Origin of the sequence: Noviherbaspirillum malthae, from assembly GCF_015352985.1 — a bacterium.
GTDB lineage: Bacteria > Pseudomonadota > Gammaproteobacteria > Burkholderiales > Burkholderiaceae_D > Noviherbaspirillum > Noviherbaspirillum malthae.
On record NZ_JACYXF010000009.1, the window covers coordinates 180,396 to 198,959 of the forward strand.

Sequence of the window (18,564 nt, forward strand, 5' to 3'; positions counted from 1 at the left end):
TCGATCAAGCTTGAACGTCGGTGCGCTGCTTCAACACCCCCGCGATCCTCTCCAGCGGCAGCACCATTTCAGCCGCCTCGATCTCTGCCGCCGCGCGCGGCATGCCGTACACCGCGCTGCTGGCCTGATCCTGCGTGATGGTCAGCATGCCGGCGGAGCGCATGGCGAGCAGTCCTTCCGCCCCGTCGCGTCCCATGCCGGTCAGCAGCACGCCGATGGCAGGGCCGAGCCAGTACCGCGCCACGCAGCGGAAGAACACGTCGACCGAAGGCCGATAGGGATAGTCGCGCGGGTGGGCGATGTAGTTCAGCTTGTGATGGGTGTCGAGCACGAGATGGTCGTTCGTCTTGGCCATGTAGATGCGCCCGCGTTCGAGACGCATCTGCGGCTCGATCACCGTGATCGTACGCTTTGTCTGTTCGCCGAGCCACTTGGCGAAACTGTCGGTGAAGTTCTCGTCGATGTGCTGGACGATGACGACGGAGCAGTCCTCGGGCGGCTTCCATTGACCCAGGATGTGGGCGAGCGCCACAGGTCCTCCGGTTGATGAGCCGATGGCCACCAGGGTGCGCGGCCCGGTGCTCGCGTCCGGCGTGTCGTTGACCGGGACGGCCGCTCTCGACGACGGATTCTTGTCGGCTGCAATCAGCTTGCCGATGGTGCGTATCTTTGCCAGCAGGGCGCTGTCGGTGCCCGGCTTGCCGGTAATGACCGGCGTTGCGGTGACGTCGAGCGCGCCGGCGCCGAGCGCGCGGAATACCAGGCCGGTATTGTCTTCGGGAGAGGCGGTGACGAGCAGGATCGCGCAGGGAGTGTCCTGCATGATGCGGCGCGTGGTCTCCACCCCGTCCATGCCCGGCATGAGCAGATCCATCAGGATGAGGTCGGGCCTGGTCTGCCGGCAGAACTGCAGCGCCTGTTCGCCGTCGCGCGCTACCCAGATCACCTGGTGTTCGGCGGTCTGCGCAATCATCCTGCGCAGCGCTTCGCCGATCAGCACCACATCGTTGACGATGGCTATTCTCATGCGCTTTCTCCGATCAGGTCGATCACGGCATCGATCAGCGTCTCGTCATGGAAACTGCCCTTGGCCAGGTAATAGTCGGCACCGGCCTCGATGCCGCGAGAGCGGTCTTCCGGCCTGTCCTTGTAGGACACGATCATCACCGGAATGCGCCGCAGCTGCTCATCCTTCTTGATCAGCATCACCAGCTCGATGCCGTCCATGCGCGGCATATCCACATCGGTGATGACGAGATCGTAACGCTGGCTGCGCACCGCGTTCCAGCCGTCCATGCCGTCGACCGCGACATCGACCTCGTAGCCGCGCGAGGCCAGCAGCTTGCGCTCCACTTCGCGCACCGTCAGCGAGTCGTCCACCACCAGTACGCGTCTTGCGGCGGAACGTGCCTTCTCCGGCAGACCCTCCAGGCGGCGCAGCGCACCTGTCTGCGCCAGGCGGGCAATGCCGGCCAATACGTCGTCGATATCGAGGATGAGCACCGGAGATCCGTCGTCGAGCAATGCGGCCGCAGAAACGGATTTCACCTTGCCGAACATGTCTTCTATCGGCTGCACCGCCAGGCTGGCCTCTCCGCGTATCGCATCGACAGCCAGCGCGTGTCTTTGCTGCGAGGAGCCGATGACGACCACCGGCAGGGCGCCGTCCGCGATGGCGGCGCTCCCGACTTCGAGCAGCTGGGCGGCTGACACCAGCCCGACATGCTCATGGCCCAGCGCGAAGAACTGTTTGTCCTCAAGGGTATGGATGTCTTCGCGAGCGATGCGCATGATGCGCTCGATCTTGGTCACCGGCACCGCATAGGCTTCGCCGCCGATGTCGATCACGATGGCGCGCACGATCGATTGCGACAGCGGCAGCGTGATCGTCGTGCGGAATCCCTTTCCCGGTTCGCTCTCCAGCCGCACCGTGCCGTTGAGCTGCCTCACGGTGACCTGCACGACGTCCAGGCCAACGCCGCGCCCCGACACCTCGCCCGCGGTATCGCGCAGGCTGAATGCCGGCAGCAGCAGGAATTCGAGCAGTTCCGCGGCGCTCATCTCCGCAGCCATCGTTTCATTCGCCATGCGCCGCTCGATCACCTTGGCACGAATTTTTTCCAGGTCGACGCCCTGGCCGTCGTCGCTGACCACTACGGTCAGCATGCCGGCGCTGTGCCGCGCTTCGAGCCGGATGACTCCCTGTACAGGCTTGCCGGCCGCCGCGCGCGCCTGCGGCATTTCCATGCCGTGGTCGATGGCGTTGCGCAGGATCTGGTTGAGCGGGGTTTCCATGCGCGCCAGGATATCGCGGTCGACCATGGTGTCGAGCCCGGCAATCTCCAGTCTCACTTCCTTGCCGAGGCTGCGCCCGAGATCGCGCACCATGCGGGGAAATGCGCCCACGCCGTCTCGGAAAGGCCGCATGCGCAGCGCAAGCACTTCGTCCAGCATGGCCTGCGACACGCCGAGCAGCCGCCGCTCGTAGGCTTCCAGTTCGGCAAGCTGTTCCACCAGCGTCTGCCGCAGCGGCTTGATGCTCTGCTGCACGGCGAACCATCGTTCCCGCGTCAGCTCGTCCATCTCGGAGGGGGGCAGGGCTTCATTGAGAAGGTCGAAGGCGGCGCTCATGTCCTGCTGCTGTTTCTTCAGGCGCTGCATCGTTTGCAGATGTGGCCGGAGCGCGTGGGCCGCGACACGGGATTCGCCCGCCAGCGAGAGCAGGCGGTCAAAGCTGCGCGCACTGACCTTGAGGAACTGCTCGTCGGCGGTCAGTGCCGGCTCCGGCACAGTTGGCACAGTTGGCACAGCTGGCGCAGGGGCGCCGGGCACGTCGACTTCGGCAAGGGGCATGTCTCGAACGGATGGCTGCGCCGGGGAAACGATGTCCTGCGCAGGCGCGGCGGGCGTTTCTGCGGCAACAGCCGGCGCCTGGATTTCCGGAGGCACGGCCGGCACAGCGCTGGACTGCGCCTCGTTCAGTTTGCCGGCGTCGGCAGCCTCATACAGATTGACGAGAAGAGTGCCGATCTGAAGCTTGTTCTGTTCCAGCCAGGCGGGCGCCGATTCTTCACTTAGGGACGCGATGCGGGTAATGAGATCGACGCCGGCAAGCAGGCGGTCCAGCCTTGCCCGGTTCAGGCGCAGGCGGCCCTTCTGCGCGCCGACGAAGCAGTCTTCCATGACATGAGCGAGACGCTCGACCGCTTCGATATTGACGATGCGCGCCGCTCCCTTGAGCGAGTGTGCGGCGCGCATGAGCACCTCGAGCGTCTTCGTGTCGTCAGGATTGCTTTCAAGCGCAAGCAGTCCCGATGTCAGCACCTGTACCTGGCCTTCGGCCTCGGTGCGAAACAGAGCCTGCAGCGACATGCCGCTGTAGTCGTCCGTCATGCCGCCGGTCATCGCAGCGCTCCGTTGAGCTGATGGCCGATCAATTCTTCATCGAGATAGCCGATGCGCTGTTCGCCGACGACCAGCAGGCCTCGCATGTACCGGTGGCGCGACTCGACCAGCGTCGCCGGCAGCGGCTGCAGGTCTTCGGCCGAGTGGCGGTGTATGCCCTGCAGATCGTCCACCGGCAGGGCGAGCGCATGCCTGCCGAACTGCATCAGCAGCAGGCGCGGGTATACCCGCTGGCCGGGAAGCGCCGCCGGATCCTCTGCCGTTATGCCAAGCAGCGCGGCGAGCGACAGGCAGGGATAGATGCGGCCCTGGATGCCGACGATGCCAAGCAAGGGACCGGTGTTCCGGTGGGGAAGGCGGTGCGGAGATCGCGGTTCCGCGACGGTCAGCGCCAGATGCGTCGGCAAGGCTAGCCATTCGCGGCCGATGCGGAATACCAGCGCTGACTGGTCTGCAAGCTTCTGCTCGGCCGGCGGGCTGGCAAAGCTGGCAGCCCATTCCTGCAGGTAATCCTGCGGCAGCGGCCTTTGCATGACTCCTGCGGCCGCTGAAGAATAAACATCGCAGTGACGGCAGTGACCGTGATCGCCGAGGCGCTCGCAGCTGCGGTCGCCGCGCGTGCCGATACGGTTCCAGCAACTGGTCTCCGAAGCATTCATGTCGGGGTGGTTCATGATTTGTCTCGCATGGCGGAGCGGCGCTCGAATACGCGTGCGGCCCTTTGCCTGTAGCGCTCGGCGGAAGCGGCATCGCCATCCTGTTCGGCGAGCAGAGCGAGATGGCACAAGGCGTCGTAGTGATCCGGTGCAAGGTAGACGGCGCGCCGGAGATGCTCGGCGGCCGCCCCTGCGTCGCTCTGCCGTTCAAGCAGCAGCCCCAGCATGAAATAGGCTTCCGCGCAGTCGGGCGCCGATTGAAGGCATTGCCGGTAGATCCGCTCGGCCTCCTGCAGATTGCCGGCGTCGGCAGCCTCGCGTGCCTGGAGCAGACCCGTCTGCAATTCCGCTTTCGAGTCCGCTTTCAGACTCGATGCGAGCGCCGTGGAAGGCGCAACACGAGGCATCGGTTGCGGGCGAGAATCCAGGGTCTGCGGCAAGGAATGCTTTCGCTCCTTGCGCTTTACTGCGATTGGTGGACTATCAACCGCGATGGACGGCGCAGATGCGTCAGCCTTGCTTGCCTTGATAAGCGCGAATGCCTTGGGAAACGGCGCCGCGGCGAAACCGTGCTGTACGAAGGCATTGGTTTCCGCATAGCCGGACAGCAGCAGGCCGTCGTCACGCAGCAGGCTCCTCAATTTGGCAGCGGCATTGCGCTGCGTGGCTTCGTCGAAATAAATCAGCAGATTTCGGCAGAATATGATGTCGAACTGTTCGGTGTGCGCGCCTTGTGCCTCTTGTTTCAGGGTCAGCAGGTTAGCGCAGCGGAAGCTGACGGCGTCAAGGATGTCTTCCCGCAATTGATAGCCTTCACCCTGTTCGGTGCGGCGAAAATATCTTTCGCGGAATGCGAGGTCTTTGGTGCGGAAGGCATTGCGGTGATAGAGGCCGCGTTGCGCGCGCTTGATCGCGCCCCGGCTTACGTCGATGGCTTCAATGACGACGTCATCCCGGGCAATGCCCGCTTCGGCCAGCGCAATCGCCATCGAATACGGTTCTTCCCCGGTCGCGCACGGAATGCTCAGCAGCCGCACCGGACGGCGCCCCTTGCGAATCTGCCCGGCAACGAAGGCCGTTGCGGCGGCGAACGCATCGACATCACGGAAGAACCAGGTCTCCGGAACCACGATCTGGTCAATCAGCGCCGACAGTTCCTGCGAATCGCCCAAGGCATGGAGCGCATAGAGGTTGGGATCATCCTCGCCCGCCTCGCGCATTCGCCTGCGCACTGCATGTTCGACAGCGTCCTTTGCGAGCTTCATGCCGGTTTCGATCCGAAGGCGGTTGTACAAGGCGTGCATCATGCGGCGAACTCTCCGTTATCCGGGAACAGAATGCTGCGCACTTCGTCCGTCAGCAGTCGTTCCGCACCGATGAGCTGCACGATGCGGCCGCCGTGCGTTGCCACCTTTCCAAGATAGGGGGCGCCTTCATTGTCGACGCCGGCCTCGGCCAGTTGCTCCGGGGCGAGGGAGATGATGCCTTCCACTTTCTCGGCGATCAGTCCAAGCGAATGCATGCACCCCTCGCGCGGCGCATAGTCGACCAGCAGGATGCGCGTGTCGAAGCGGGCTTCATGCGGCCGTCCGCACGCGAGCCGGCAAAGGTCGATCACCGGAATGGCCTGTCCATGCAGGTTCATCAGGCCGGCAACGAAAGAGGGCGCCTGCGGCAGGGCTTTCAATTCCATCAGCGGCAGCACGCGCGCGATGCCGGAGGTCGGCAGCGCATAGCTGTCCTTGTCGAGATGAAAGATCAGAAACTGCATGGCGTCTCGCGTGACGGTATTCCGGTACGGTGTCCTGGCGGCGCGCGGTGACTGCAGGCGCTCCGCTGTTCCTCAAGTGTTTCTCAAGTTTCTCGCTGTGCTACATGTTGACCGCAAAGCTCGATACGCCGGCCTGCAAATCCTTGGCCGCATACTGCAGTTGCTGGACGGCTTCGCTGGTCGCCTTCAATGCATCGACTGCCTGCTGCGTGGCGTCGTTCAACTGCGTCATCGTTTCGGTGATCTGCGAGGCGCCGACCGCCTGCGACTGCATGCCTTCCAGTACCATGTCGAAGCGGGGCGGCAGCTTCTGCACCTGCTCGATCGCCACCGTCAGCCCGTCGCTGACCTGGCGCGCCTCCTCGACGCTGCGCCGGATATCTTCCGAAAACTTGTCCATGCCCATGACGCTGGCCGATACCGCCGATTGCATCTCCTTGAGCATCTGCTCGATGTCCCAGGTGGCCACCGAAGTCTGGTCGGCCAGGCGGCGGATCTCGGTGGCGACCACGGAGAATCCGCGGCCGGCTTCACCCGCCTTTTCGGCTTCGATCGCCGCATTGAGCGAGAGAATGTTGGTCTGGTCGGCGACCTTGGTGATGGTGGTTAGCACCGCATTGATGTTGCTTGCCTTTTCCGACAGCGCGGCCAGCTTGGCATTGATGGACTCTGTCGCGCTCACCATGCGCTGCATGCTGTGATCCATGCGGCGCAGATTGCCCAGCGCATCGGTCGTGGCCGACGTTGTGTCCTCGGCAACCTGGTTGACTTCCTGCATCGCCTTGACGAGCTGGGCGGTATTGGCGGAGATTTCCTTGGTGGTGCTCAGCACCTCGATGCTGGTCTGTGCCTGCTCGACGCCGGTCGATTCCTGCTGGCGTGCGGATGCCGCAATCTCGGTAGTGGAGGTGGCGACCTGGATGCCGGCCTTCTGTACCCGGTCCAGCAGGATGCGCAGATTGTCGAACATGGTGGCAAGCCCGCTGCCCAGCCGGCCGATGGCGTCGTCGCCGAAAACGGTGACGCGGCCCGTCAGATCGCCATTGGCGGCGCGCGAGACGACGTCAAGCAGCAGGTCGACCTTGCGCTTCAATTCATCGATGGACTGTCTTTCGCGCGCCTGGGCATCCTGCAGCGTCTGGGCCATGGCATTGAATTGCGCGGTGACCTGGCCGAGGTCATCCTGGCTCAACACTTCGGCACGCGCTGCCTGGTCACCGCTTGCCATGCGGTTCAACGCTGCGGTGAGATGGTCGAGCGGACGCAGGATGGAGCGTGCCAGCGAAACGGCGATCAGCAGCGCCGTCAGCACCGCCGCCAGCCCTCCGAGCGAGAGCAGCAGCATCATGTTCTGGCGCGCCGTGTTTGCCTGTGCCGAGCGTTCGGCCAGCAGGCGGTTCTCTTCCGCGTTGAAATCGGACAGCAGGTCATGCGCGGCGGCTATTTCCGTAATGCCGGCCATGATCATGGGATCGCGGGAAAGCTGTTCCAGCGCGCCGGGCGTTGCCTGCATGTTGCGGCGCTTTTCTATCATGGGCTGCACCACGTTCTTGAGCCAGTTGTCGAGCAGCGGCTCGATCTTTCTCAGGCGTTCCTGCTGCACCGGATTGTCGGTCGACAGCGTCTTGAGTTGAAGAAGATCGGCGCGCATGGCGCTTTCTCCCTGACCGATCGACTGCAGGAGCTTCTCGTTTCCCGTCAGGACGTAGCCGCGGAACTGGGCCTGTACATCGCGGATGCCGGCTTCCAGCTCGTTGCTCTGCAGCAGAAGCTGCAAGGTATGCCGATCCCATCGGTTCGCCTCGGTCAGCTGGTTGAAGTGGTAGTAGGCAGTGAAAAGAAGTACGAGAAGCAGGGCAACAATGGCGCCGAAACCGGCGTAGAGCTTTTTCTGAATACTCAAGTCTTTGAACATGAACTCTCCTGGCGACACTTGCGCTTGTTGTGATTTCTGCCGCGGCTGCGTCGGGCGCAGGTGCTTCGCATGAAATGTGCCAAGTGTAGCCTGAAGTGCTTGTCGAGTTGAAACGGCACAAGAAGAGTCGAAGGGGACGGGAGGGCGGGAAAGGGCAAAACCGGGGCGGCCAACGGACCATGTGAGGGCCATGTGGAGCGGAGGAGGATCGAACTCCCGACCTTCGCATTGCGAACGCGACGCTCTCCCAGCTGAGCTACCGCCCCATGCGTTGTATTCTATGAATCGGCATGCAAGGAAGCAAGCGCCCGGTGCAAGCTGCGGTCAAATACTTCAAGACTGCGCCCGGTCCTGTTCCGTCCCGCAAGTGGACAGATTCAGGAATGTCCTTAAAAAGATAATCCAAGTAATTGAATCTATTGACGGAAATTCGTCAAGCCTACTATAGTTGCGGCATGATTTCCGAATTTCATCAACTTTCTGAAAAAATCGAGCAGCTTGCCGAGCTGACCAAGTCGCTGCGCCGCGAAAATGCGGAGCTGCGTGCGTCCCTTGCCACGGCAACGGCCGAGAATGCCGATCTCGCCAAGCGGATCGAGGAAGCCTATCAGCGAGTTTCGGCTTTGCTGGAGCAGATTCCGGCCGCTGATGAAGCCAACGAGGAGACAGCGTGATCCAGGTCGACGTTACTATCATGGGCCAGCCCTACAAACTGGCGTGCAGGGAAGGCGAGGAAGTCGCATTGAGGCAGGCGGTCGATTACCTGGACCAGAAAATGTGCGTCATCCGCGATGCGGGCAAGATCAAGGGAACGGACCGCATCGCCGTCATGGCTGCGCTCGGGATCGCTGCAGAGTTCCTCTCGACAAAAACCGAAGCCGGCCCGTTCGCCGACATGACGGTGGCCGACGTCAAGCAGAAAATTGCCGCGATGCATACGGTGCTGGATGCCGCTCTCGTGCCGCAGGAAAATCTGCTTTAGTTCCATAAAAACATCAGGAATATTTTTGTCCCGGGGCTTTGACAGCAGGCCTGATTCGAGTAAACTTAAATCTCCTGCCGTGTTCGCGATTGCCATATATTCCTTGAACCATTTATGAGCATAGGTTGCGGAATTTCGTTCGATGGGCGTGATCGTCGCTAGTCCGATGAACCCGAAATTGAGCTAACTGTGACCACCTTGAACCGCTAGGTTCGGGATGCCGGCAAAGACGGCACAGGCGGGGCTTTATACCCAAGCGGCTGCATGAAAATGCAGCCGCTTTTTTGTGCGCGTCAGGTTCTGCTTGTTTATCTTCCGCAGTAACGCCATGCATTGCCTGATGCGCTCACTCGTCCGTCCACTGCTGCCGATACGCCGAGAGATGAACAAGCAATACTGGTTGATGAAGTCCGAGCCCGATGACGTAAGCATCGACGATGCCCTGGCCGCGCCCGGCGGCGTGGTGCCTTGGGTAGGCGTCCGCAATTATCAGGCGCGCAATTTCATGCGTGACGGGATGCGTATCGGTGACGGCGTGCTGTTCTATCACTCGAGCTGCGCCGAGCCCGGCATTGCAGGGTTGGCGGAAATCGCAAGCGCTTCCTATCCGGACCCGACCCAGTTCGATCCCGCCAGCAAATACCACGATCCCAAATCAAGCCCTGAAAACCCGCGCTGGCTGCTGGTCGATGTGCGCGCCACCCGCAAGACCCGCCTGATGCCGCTGGCCGAAATGCGCAGCCTTCCCGATCTCGCCGACATGCAGATACTCAGGCGCGGCAACCGGCTTTCCATCACGCCCGTATCCGCTTTCGAATGGCGGTGTATCATCGACCGCATTTCAAAATAACTAGAAAGCATGTAGATGGACATTTCGCTGATTGCGGCGCTGCTGGCGCTGGGGGCGGCAGTGGGTTTTGCGGCGGGGTTGCTGGGAATCGGCGGAGGCATGCTGCTGGTGCCGTTCATGACCATGGTGCTCACCGCAAGGGAATTTCCTAAGGAGCATATCGTGCATGTGGCCATTGCCACGTCGCTGGCCACCATCATGTTTACTTCCATCTCGTCGGTACGCGCGCATCATGCGCGCGGCGCAGTGCTGTGGAACGTGGTGAAGCTGCTGGCGCCGGGCATCCTGGTCGGCTCCTGGATCGGTCCATGGATAGGCGCCCAGCTGAATTCCTCCGCGCTGGCATTGTCGTTCGCGGTCTTTGTCGCATTCTCCGCGACGCAGATGCTGATCGATAAAAAGCCCGCCGCATCGCGCGATCTGCCGAAACCTCCCGGCATGTTCGCCGCGGGCGGCATCATCGGCGTGCTGGCCGGCCTGGTCGGAGCCGGCGGCGGTTTCGTCTCGGTTCCCTTCATGACCTGGTGCAACGTGAAGATCCACAACGCCGTTGCCACCAGCGCGGCATTGGGCTTTCCGATCGCGCTCGCCGGCACCTTGTCGAACATCTATTTCGGCCTGAAGGAAACGGGCATGCCCAGCGGTTCGCTCGGCTACATCTATCTGCCGGCGCTGCTGGTGATTTCCCTGGCCAGCGTGACGACGGCGCCGCTGGGTGCAAGGACGGCGCACAAGCTGCCGGTAAAATCGCTCAAGAGAGTCTTTGCCGTCCTGCTGTACGCGCTGGCGGCCTACATGCTCTACAAGGCATTCGCTTGAGGCTGAACGCCTGCTGCGCGTCCCGGCTGCCGCTTCAGCGGCAGCCTCAGCTGCTTCAGTTACCTCAGCTGCTCTTGAACTGGTCGCGCAGCATGTTCTTCTGGACCTTGCCCATGGTGTTGCGGGGCAGGTCATGGACGAAGAACACGCGCTTGGGTACCTTGAAGTTCGCGATCTTCGACCTCAGTTCATCGATGATCTCCTGCTCGGTGAGCGCATTGTCGGTTTTGGTGACCACGACCGCCGTGACCGCCTCGCCGAAATCCGGGTGCGGAACGCCGATGACAGCCGACTCCACCACGCCATCCATTTCGTCGATGAAGGATTCCACTTCCTTCGGATAGACGTTGTAGCCGCCTGAAATGATCAGGTCCTTGCTGCGGCCAATAATGCTGAGGTAACCGCGCGCATCGAACTTGCCGACGTCGCCGGTCTTGAAATAGCCGTCTTGCGTGAATTCCTCGGCTGTCTTTTCCGCCATGCGCCAGTAGCCGCGGAAGACGTTGGGGCCCTTGACCTGGATGTCGCCGACTTCATCGACGCCGCAAGTCGTGCCGTCTCCCTTCACCACCCGCACCGATACGCCCGGCAAGGGCAGGCCGACCGTGCCGCCGATGCGGTCGCCTTCATACGGATTCGACACCAGCATGGTGGTTTCGCTCATTCCGTAGCGCTCCAGTATCGTACGGCCGGTGCGTTCCCTGAACTGGTCGAAGGTATCCATCAGCAGGGGAGCCGAGCCCGAGACGAACAGCCGCATGCCGGCGCAGAGTTCCTTGTCGAAGGAAGGTTCGGCCAGCAAGCGCACATAGTAGGTCGGCACGCCCATGAAGACGCTGGCGCGCGGCAGGCAGCGCAGCACTTCCGCGGTGTCGAAGCGCGGCAGGAAAATCATCTTGCTGCCGTTGAGCAGCGCACCGTGCGAGGCCACGAACAGGCCATGCACGTGGAACAGCGGCAGCGCGTGCAGCAGCACGTCGCCCGGCTGCCAGCGCCAGTATTCCTGCAGGACCAGCGCATTCGAACTCAGGTTTTCATGGCTGAGCATCGCGCCCTTGCTGCGGCCGGTCGTGCCCGAGGTATAGAGGATGGCGGCGAGATCGTCGGGCGCGCTGACCGCCGTGTCGAAGCTGTTCGACTGCAGTGCGGCGCGTGTCAGCAGCGAGCCGGTGCGGTCGTCGCCGAGCGTGAAGACATGCTTGGTGCCGCTGGCGAAGGCGATCTGGGAAATCCAGCCGAAATTCTGCGGCGAGCACACCACCACTTCCGGCTGTGCGTTGTCGATGAAGTAAGCCATCTCGGCGGCGCGGTAGGCGACGTTCAGCGGCAGGTAGACGTAGCCGGCGCGGATCGTGGCGAGATACAGGATCAGCGCTTCGGGCGACTTTTCCACTTGGACGGCGACGCGCGCGCCTTTTTCCAGGTTCAATCCCTTGAGCAGGTTGGCCATCTTGGCGCTGGCACGGTCGACGTCGTTCCAGGAGTAGTACAGGCCCTCATGCGTCTCGATGCAGCAGGCGGTGCGGTCTTCCGGAAAGCGGCTCTCGAACAGGGCGTACAAATTGGCGTTCATTCTTGTCATTGTCCTTTGAATGCGGGTTTTCTTTTTTCGAGGAAGCTTGCGATGCCTTCACGGTAATCCTGCGAATCGAGCAGGGCGAAGGCCGCCTGCATTTCCTGTTCGGTGAGCGGATGCGGCGATGGCAGCCGGCGCGCCAGCACCTTGTTCATGCGCGCGGCCAGCGGCGCACCTTGCGCGATGCGGCGCGCCGAGTCCATTGCGGCAGCCGGAACGTCTTCGGCGATGCGATTGATCAAGCCCTTTTCCCTGGCTTCCGAGGCATCGAACACGCGGCCCTCGAGCAGGATTTCCAGGGCGGCCGCCTTGCCGATCAGATTCAGCAGATGATGCATTTCGCCGGGGGCGAGAGCAAATCCGAGGCGGTTGATCGGGATGCCGAAGCGGGCTTGCGGCGAGGCAATGCGGATGTCGCAGGCCGAGGCGATTTCCAGCCCGCCGCCCACGCATACGCCCTCGATGGCGGCAATGGTGGGATGCACGCACTGCGCAATCGCGTGCAGCGCCTTGCCGATGAGCTCCGTATGGTATTCGATGCCCTGCTCGAGGGTGCTGCGGATGGCCGCGAACTCCTCGATGTCGGCGCCGGCGGCAAAATTGCCGTCCTCGCCGCTGACCACGATGCAGCGCAGCGTGTCGTCGGCGGATGCCTCGCTGAAGACCTCGCGCAGCCGTCGCCACATCGTGACGTCGACAGCGTTGAGCTTGCCTGGATTGGACAGGCGGATTCTGGCGATTTCGCCATCCATTTCAACATGAATGTCGGACATGGGCGTTCAGGTGCGATGCCTGCGGTAAGTGATGAACAGGGCGATGATGCCGAACGCCACCATCGGCAGCGACAGCATCTGGCCCGCGGAAATGGTCAGCCCGGCGAAATGCACTTCGTAATCGGGCGTGCGGAAATACTCGGTGCAGAAGCGCGCCAGCCCGTACAGGCCGACGAACAGGGCGCCGACCGCCAGGGGAGGGCGCTGCTTGCGTGCATAGATCCAGACGATGATGAACAGCAGCAGGCCGTCCACCAGCGCCTGGTAGATCGGCGAGGGATGGCGCGGAATGTTGTCGACGTTGGGCCAGATCATGGCCCAGGGCAGCGACGGGTCGGCGGGACGGCCGGGGAGTTCGGCATTGATGAAGTTGCCGATGCGGCCCGCCGCATAGCCCAGCGGCACCATCGGTGCGATGAAGTCGTACACGGCCACCGTGCTGCGCCCCACCTTGCGCGCCCACAGCGACATGGCCAGCAGTACGCCGATGAAGCCGCCATGGAAGGACATGCCGCCCTTCCAGACGGCGAAAATCTCCAGCGGATGCGAGAAGTAGTAGCCGGGCTGGTAGAACAGCACCTCGCCGAGCCGCCCGCCGATGATGACGCCAAGCACCCCGTAGAACAGCATGTCATCCAGATCTTCCGGCTTCCATCCGGCGGCCGCCATGTGCGGCTGGCGCGCGCGCATGCGTCCCAGCACCAGGAACTGGATGAACGCCACCAGATACATCAATCCATACCAGTGAACGGACAGCGGTCCGATGGAGAATGCGATCGGGTCGGGAAGCGGGTGTATCAGCATCTATCTCTTTCTTCTCAGGAGTTCAAGGAAGGTCCGCAGTACGGGAGACCGGTTGTCGCGGCGCCAGGCAAGCCCGGTCTCGATGGACACAGCCTTGCTGCTCAGCGGGTAGTACTCGACGCCGGGCCGTTTCAGGTTTGACACGGATTGTGGCACAAGAGCAATGCCCATGCCGGCCGATACCAGACCAACGATAGTTTGCATCTGGATCGCTTCCTGCCCGATGCGGGGTGTCAATCCGGCATCGCGGAAGCAGCCGAGAATGGCGTCGTGGAAGGCGGGTGCAATGCGTCGCGGAAAGATGATCAAGGGCATGTCCCCTACTTCCTGAAGGCGAATGGTCTTGCGGCCGTGCAGCGCCTTGAGTCCCTGCGGCGCCGCCAGTACCAGCGGTTCGGAAAACACGGCCAGGTAATCCAGTTCGAGGCGTGCCTTGTCGTGCAGGGGCGGTATAAGGAGGCCGGCGTCGATGCGGCCCTGCATCAGGTCTTCCAGCTGGACATCGGTGGTGGCTTCGCGCAGGTCGATATGCACCTGCGGATGGCGCTCGCGGAATTCCCGCAGCAGCGGCGGCAACACGCTGTAGTCGGCCGTCGACACAAAGCACAGCGACAGCATGCCGGATTCTCCGGACGCCGCGCGGCGTGCCAGGTCGGGCAGGGCGGCCGTCTGCTGCAGGATGCGGCGCGCCTCGGGCAGCAGCGCCTCGCCGGCGGGCGTCAGCGCGACGCTGCGGCGCGTGCGCTCGAAGAGGTCGGTGCCGAGCGCCGCCTCCAGCGCCTGTATGGTCTGGGACAGCGGCGGCTGCGTCATGTGCAGGCGGGCGGCCGCCCGCCCGAAATGGTTTTCCTCGGCGACGGCAACGAAATAACGCAACTGGCGCAACTCGATATTCATATGCAATTCGTATCAGTGAGGAATGAATCATATATTTGACACGCAGCTATGGGCAAGGCACTCTAGCGGTCTTCGCCGGCTCCCGGAGAGCCCGGCCTTTTTTGCATTATTGGAGACGAGCATGCCTCAGTACCGTTCCCGCACCACCACCCATGGCCGCAACATGGCCGGCGCACGCGCCCTCTGGCGCGCCACCGGCATGAAAGACGGCGATTTTGAAAAACCGATCATCGCCGTGGTCAATTCCTTCACGCAATTCGTGCCGGGCCACGTGCACCTGAAGGATCTGGGCCAGATGGTGGCGCGCGAAATCGAAGCGGCCGGCGGCGTCGCCAAGGAATTCAACACGATTGCGGTCGACGACGGCATCGCAATGGGCCACGGCGGCATGCTGTATTCGCTGCCTTCGCGCGAACTGATCGCCGACTCGGTCGAGTACATGGTCAATGCGCATTGCGCCGATGCGATGGTCTGCATCTCCAACTGCGACAAGATCACCCCCGGCATGCTGATGGCCGCGATGCGACTGAACATTCCCGTCGTCTTCGTTTCCGGCGGCCCGATGGAAGCCGGCAAGGTCATCGAAGCCCTGCACGGCAAGCAGGAAGGCACCCAGAAGATCATCAAGGTCGACCTGATCGACGCCATGATCCAGGCCGGCGATCCCAAGGTGTCGGATGAGCAGGTAGCCAACATCGAGCGCTCGGCCTGTCCGACCTGCGGTTCCTGCTCCGGCATGTTTACCGCGAACTCGATGAACTGCCTGACCGAAGCTCTCGGTCTTTCGCTGCCCGGCAACGGCACCATCGTCGCCACTCATGCCGACCGCAAGCAGCTGTTCCTCAACGCCGGCCGCCTGGTGGTCGAGCTGGCCAAGCGCTACTACGAACAGGACGATGCATCGGTCCTGCCGCGCAACATCGCCACCAAGACTGCTTTCGAGAACGCGATGGCGCTGGACGTGTCCATGGGCGGTTCCACCAACACCGTGCTGCATCTGCTGGCCGCAGCGCAGGAAGCCGGCGTTGATTTCACCATGGCCGACATCGACCGCATTTCGCGCAAGGTGCCCTGCCTGTGCAAGGTGGCGCCCGCTACCCAGGATTACCACATCGAGGACGTGCATCGCGCCGGCGGCATCGTCGGCATTCTCGGCGAACTCGACCGTGCCGGCCTGCTCGATACATCCGTGTCGACCGTGCACAGCAAGACCATGGCGGAATCCATCGCCAAGAACGACATCATGGTGAACAAGGACGAAGCGGTACAGAAGCGCTTCCTGGCCGCGCCGGGCGGCGTGCCGACCCAGGTGGCTTTTTCCCAGGACAAGCGTTTCGACAAGCTCGATAACGACCGCGCGCATGGCTGCATCCGCGACAAGGAACATGCGTACTCCAAGGATGGCGGTCTGGCGGTCCTGTACGGCAATCTCGCCGAGAAGGGCTGCATCGTCAAGACGGCGGGCGTCGACGAGAGCATTCTGAAGTTCACCGGCAAGGCGCGCGTGTTCGAGAGCCAGGATGCGGCCGTCGATGCGATCCTCGGCGATGTGGTCAAGGAAGGCGAAGTCGTGATCATTCGCTACGAAGGACCGAAGGGCGGTCCGGGCATGCAGGAAATGCTGTATCCGACCTCGTATATCAAGTCCAAGGGCCTGGGCAAGAAGTGCGCGCTGTTCACCGATGGCCGCTTCTCGGGCGGTTCCTCCGGCCTGGTGATCGGTCATGCCTCGCCGGAAGCGGCAGAGGGCGGCGCGATCGGCCTCGTCAACGACGGCGACATCATCGAGATCGATATCCCGGAACGCCGTATTCACCTCGCCATCAGCGATGCGGAACTCGCGCAGCGCCGCGCTGCGATGGAAGCCAGGGGCGACAAGGCGTGGAAGCCGGAAAACCGTGACCGCGTCGTATCGCAGGCCTTGCAGGCCTATGCGGCGCTTGCGACTTCGGCGGATCGCGGCGCGGTACGCGATCTGGCGCAGCTCAAGCGTTGAACGCTTCTGCAGCTTGGTAATGGCGGTAAATGAATGGGGCGCGAAAGCGCCCCATTTTCTATTTGTTTGCCGGCTGCTGCGGCACCAGGGTGGTCGTGGAGGCCGGAACCCTGGCTATTTCTTGAATGCCTTGTTGATACGCTCCTGGCGCGCCTTGTCCTGCTCCTTGTTTGCCTTGCGCTTGTCGAGCCCGAGCATGCGCTCGATGAATTCGAACCAGACAAAAGCAACCAGCAGCAGGCCGGCGATCCACCACCATGACAGCTCGGCGAACGGTCCGATCTCGAAATAGCGGAGGGCGGATAATAAAACAATGGCAATGATGATCGGCATGGCAAATTCCTTTCCTGCAGGATATTGCGAAAGAATGTAACGGTCAATCACCGCCGTCAACGCCACCTTTGCATGCGACGTTTGGATTGGTACGCAGTACTAGTCCGAAATGAAACACAGTAAAATGGTGCGGCTTTTTCAACCGGAGATATGAATGAAAGCTTCTTTGTTGGTTTTGTTGGCGGCAGGTGCACTGGTCTCGAACGCCGCGCTGGCAAATGCGGATCTGGCGAAATCGAAGAATTGCATGGCCTGCCATGCCATCGGTAACAAGGTTGTCGGCCCATCCTTCAAGGATGTCGCGGCAAAGTATGCGGGTCAGAAGGATGCCGAAGACAAGCTGGTCCAGAAAGTCCTCAAGGGCGGCGCAGGCGTCTGGGGCGCGGTGCCGATGCCGGCGAATGCTCAGGTCAGCGAAGCCGAAGCACGTACGCTGGTGAAGTGGGTCCTGTCGCAGAAATAAGCAACTCCGGCCTCAATACGGTTTCATCAGGAAAGGCGCCCGCAAGGGCGCTTTTTCATTGCCCGGTATATTGCCTTTGCCTGCTGTACGCTCTTTATCTGCGCTTCAAAATCGATGACCTGCAGGCGAAAAAAAGCCCGGTCCTGGGACCGGGCTTTCGTCAGTCAGGCAATGCAAATTACTTGACGACTGCCAGCTGCTCGCGCTTGCCGCCCTTGTAGGTGTAGAGCGTCAGCGTACCGTTCTTGATGTCGCCGCGGTTGTCGAAGGCGATGTTGCCTGTCACGCCCTTGTAGTTGATCTTGTGCAGTTCGGGCAGGTACTTCGCCGGATCGGCGGAGTCGGCCTTCTTCATCGCTTCGACCATCACCATCACGGCGTCATAGACGTACGGTGCATAGATCTGCACGTCGGCATTGAACTTCTTCTTGAACGCCGCGCGGAAATCATCCATGCCTTTCTTCTGCGCTTCTTCCACGCCGCCTGCCTCTGCGCAGACCACCTGGTTTTCGCCGACGGCATCGCCCGCCAGGTTCGCCAGCGCTTCGGTACAGATACCGTCGCCGCCCATGAACTTGGCATTGATGCCCAGTGCCTTCATCTGGCGCAGCATCGGACCGGCGACCGCATCCATGCCGCCGAAGAAGACGACTTCAGGATTCTTGGCCTTGATGGCGGTCAGAATGGCGTTGAAGTCGGTGGCCTTGTCGTTGGTGTACTGCTGCGCCACGATCTGCACGCCCTTGCTCTTGGCGCCCTTGATGAACTCTTCCGCCACGCCCTGGCCGTAAGCGGTGCGGTCGTCGACCACGGCCACTTTCTTGGCGTTGAGCTTTTCAGCGGCGTAGCGGCCCAGCGTGCCGCCGAGCTGGCCGTCATTGGCCACCACGCGGAAGGCCGACTTGAAGCCCTGCTGGGTGTACTTGGGGTTGGTCGCCGACGGCGAGATCTGCGGGATGCCGGCGTCGTGATAGATCTTCGAAGCCGGGATGGTGGTGCCGGAGTTCAGGTGGCCGATGACGCCGTTGACCTTGGCGTCGACCAGTTTCTGCGCCGCAGCCGTGCCTTGTTTCGGATCAGCGCCGTCGTCTTCGGCCAGCAGTTCGAACTTGACCTTCTTGCCGCCGATGGTCACGCCCTTGGCGTTGAGTTCGTCGATGGCCATGCGGGCGCCGTATTCGTTGTCTTTACCCAGGTGTGCGATGGCGCCGGAGATCGGGCCGACGTGGCCGATCTTGACGACTTGTTCCTGTGCCGAAGCGGCGCCTGCGAAAGCAAAGGCGATTGCACCGGCCAACGGAATCATTTTTGTAGTGAACTGCAT

General features: G+C 62.1%; 18 protein-coding genes, 1 tRNA gene and 1 other RNA gene. 7 read left to right on the plus strand and 13 right to left on the minus strand.

The window, feature by feature from the left end:
* Positions 1-4: 4 nt before the first annotated feature.
* The 7 genes from cheB to IGW03_RS14780 all read right to left on the minus strand — a co-directional run bounded on the left by cheB (position 5) and on the right by IGW03_RS14780 (position 8,013).
* Positions 5-1,027, minus strand: coding sequence for a chemotaxis-specific protein-glutamate methyltransferase CheB (gene cheB, locus IGW03_RS14750; RefSeq protein ID WP_194723318.1), 1,023 nt, complete (start codon positions 1,025-1,027; stop codon positions 5-7).
* Positions 1,024-3,393 (minus strand): hybrid sensor histidine kinase/response regulator, encoded by a 2,370-nt coding sequence (locus tag IGW03_RS14755; protein WP_228535537.1) that lies wholly within the window; start codon positions 3,391-3,393, stop codon positions 1,024-1,026. The genes cheB and IGW03_RS14755 overlap by 4 nt, the downstream gene beginning before the upstream one ends.
* Positions 3,394-3,401: 8 nt before the next feature.
* Entirely contained in the window at positions 3,402-4,079 is a 678-nt protein-coding gene (locus tag IGW03_RS14760; protein ID WP_194723320.1) for a chemotaxis protein CheW, read from the minus strand.
* Positions 4,076-5,368, minus strand: coding sequence for a CheR family methyltransferase (locus tag IGW03_RS14765; protein ID WP_194723321.1), 1,293 nt, complete (start codon positions 5,366-5,368; stop codon positions 4,076-4,078). The genes IGW03_RS14760 and IGW03_RS14765 overlap by 4 nt, the downstream gene beginning before the upstream one ends.
* A complete protein-coding gene (locus tag IGW03_RS14770; protein WP_194723322.1) occupies positions 5,365-5,832 on the minus strand; it encodes a chemotaxis protein CheW in 468 nt (155 codons plus the stop codon). The genes IGW03_RS14765 and IGW03_RS14770 overlap by 4 nt, the downstream gene beginning before the upstream one ends.
* 100 nt (positions 5,833-5,932) lie before the next feature.
* Positions 5,933-7,747 carry a methyl-accepting chemotaxis protein gene (locus IGW03_RS14775; RefSeq protein WP_194723323.1) on the minus strand — a complete coding sequence of 605 codons (1,815 nt, stop codon included), beginning with the start codon at positions 7,745-7,747 and terminating at the stop codon, positions 5,933-5,935.
* A 193-nt stretch (positions 7,748-7,940) separates the two neighbouring features.
* Positions 7,941-8,013: transfer RNA gene (locus IGW03_RS14780), tRNA-Ala, on the minus strand.
* Between the two features lie 144 nt (positions 8,014-8,157).
* On the opposite strand from IGW03_RS14780, the gene IGW03_RS14785 reads away from it, so the two are divergent.
* The 5 genes from IGW03_RS14785 to IGW03_RS14805 all read left to right on the plus strand — a co-directional run bounded on the left by IGW03_RS14785 (position 8,158) and on the right by IGW03_RS14805 (position 10,398).
* On the plus strand, positions 8,158-8,421 hold the full coding sequence (locus tag IGW03_RS14785; RefSeq protein WP_323744976.1) for a DUF904 domain-containing protein: 264 nt from the start codon (positions 8,158-8,160) through the stop codon (positions 8,419-8,421).
* On the plus strand, positions 8,418-8,729 hold the full coding sequence (locus IGW03_RS14790; RefSeq protein ID WP_194723324.1) for a cell division protein ZapA: 312 nt from the start codon (positions 8,418-8,420) through the stop codon (positions 8,727-8,729). The genes IGW03_RS14785 and IGW03_RS14790 overlap by 4 nt, the downstream gene beginning before the upstream one ends.
* 68 nt (positions 8,730-8,797) lie before the next feature.
* Positions 8,798-8,978, plus strand: a non-coding RNA gene (gene ssrS, locus IGW03_RS14795) — 6S RNA.
* A 91-nt stretch (positions 8,979-9,069) separates the two neighbouring features.
* Complete coding sequence (locus IGW03_RS14800) at positions 9,070-9,579, plus strand: EVE domain-containing protein (RefSeq protein WP_228535539.1); 510 nt, start codon at positions 9,070-9,072, stop codon at positions 9,577-9,579.
* A gap of 15 nt (positions 9,580-9,594) precedes the next feature.
* Positions 9,595-10,398 (plus strand): sulfite exporter TauE/SafE family protein, encoded by an 804-nt coding sequence (locus IGW03_RS14805; protein ID WP_194723325.1) that lies wholly within the window; start codon positions 9,595-9,597, stop codon positions 10,396-10,398.
* Positions 10,399-10,462: 64 nt separating this feature from the next.
* On the opposite strand, the gene IGW03_RS14810 is transcribed toward IGW03_RS14805, so the two are convergent.
* Genes IGW03_RS14810 through IGW03_RS14825 form a run of 4 tightly spaced genes read right to left on the minus strand, consistent with a single transcriptional unit; the run spans position 10,463 to position 14,448 of the window.
* Positions 10,463-11,971: a malonate--CoA ligase gene (locus IGW03_RS14810; RefSeq protein ID WP_194723326.1), complete on the minus strand. Its 1,509-nt coding sequence runs from the start codon at positions 11,969-11,971 to the stop codon at positions 10,463-10,465.
* A gap of 5 nt (positions 11,972-11,976) precedes the next feature.
* Positions 11,977-12,747 carry an enoyl-CoA hydratase/isomerase family protein gene (locus IGW03_RS14815; RefSeq protein ID WP_194723327.1) on the minus strand — a complete coding sequence of 257 codons (771 nt, stop codon included), beginning with the start codon at positions 12,745-12,747 and terminating at the stop codon, positions 11,977-11,979.
* Between the two features lie 6 nt (positions 12,748-12,753).
* Positions 12,754-13,551 carry a prolipoprotein diacylglyceryl transferase gene (gene lgt, locus IGW03_RS14820; RefSeq protein ID WP_194723328.1) on the minus strand — a complete coding sequence of 266 codons (798 nt, stop codon included), beginning with the start codon at positions 13,549-13,551 and terminating at the stop codon, positions 12,754-12,756.
* Positions 13,552-14,448 carry a LysR family transcriptional regulator gene (locus IGW03_RS14825; protein ID WP_194723329.1) on the minus strand — a complete coding sequence of 299 codons (897 nt, stop codon included), beginning with the start codon at positions 14,446-14,448 and terminating at the stop codon, positions 13,552-13,554.
* 121 nt (positions 14,449-14,569) lie between these two features.
* On the opposite strand from IGW03_RS14825, the gene ilvD reads away from it, so the two are divergent.
* A complete protein-coding gene (gene ilvD / locus IGW03_RS14830; protein WP_194723330.1) occupies positions 14,570-16,444 on the plus strand; it encodes a dihydroxy-acid dehydratase in 1,875 nt (624 codons plus the stop codon).
* Between the two features lie 114 nt (positions 16,445-16,558).
* Here ilvD and IGW03_RS14835 read toward each other — a convergent pair whose 3' ends face one another.
* On the minus strand, positions 16,559-16,777 hold the full coding sequence (locus tag IGW03_RS14835) for a TIGR04438 family Trp-rich protein (protein WP_194723331.1): 219 nt from the start codon (positions 16,775-16,777) through the stop codon (positions 16,559-16,561).
* 154 nt (positions 16,778-16,931) lie between these two features.
* On the opposite strand from IGW03_RS14835, the gene IGW03_RS14840 reads away from it, so the two are divergent.
* Complete coding sequence (locus IGW03_RS14840; protein ID WP_194723332.1) at positions 16,932-17,240, plus strand: c-type cytochrome; 309 nt, start codon at positions 16,932-16,934, stop codon at positions 17,238-17,240.
* Positions 17,241-17,418: 178 nt separating this feature from the next.
* Here the strand turns inward: IGW03_RS14840 and IGW03_RS14845 are convergent, their stop codons facing one another.
* Entirely contained in the window at positions 17,419-18,564 is a 1,146-nt protein-coding gene (locus IGW03_RS14845; RefSeq protein ID WP_194723333.1) for a branched-chain amino acid ABC transporter substrate-binding protein, read from the minus strand.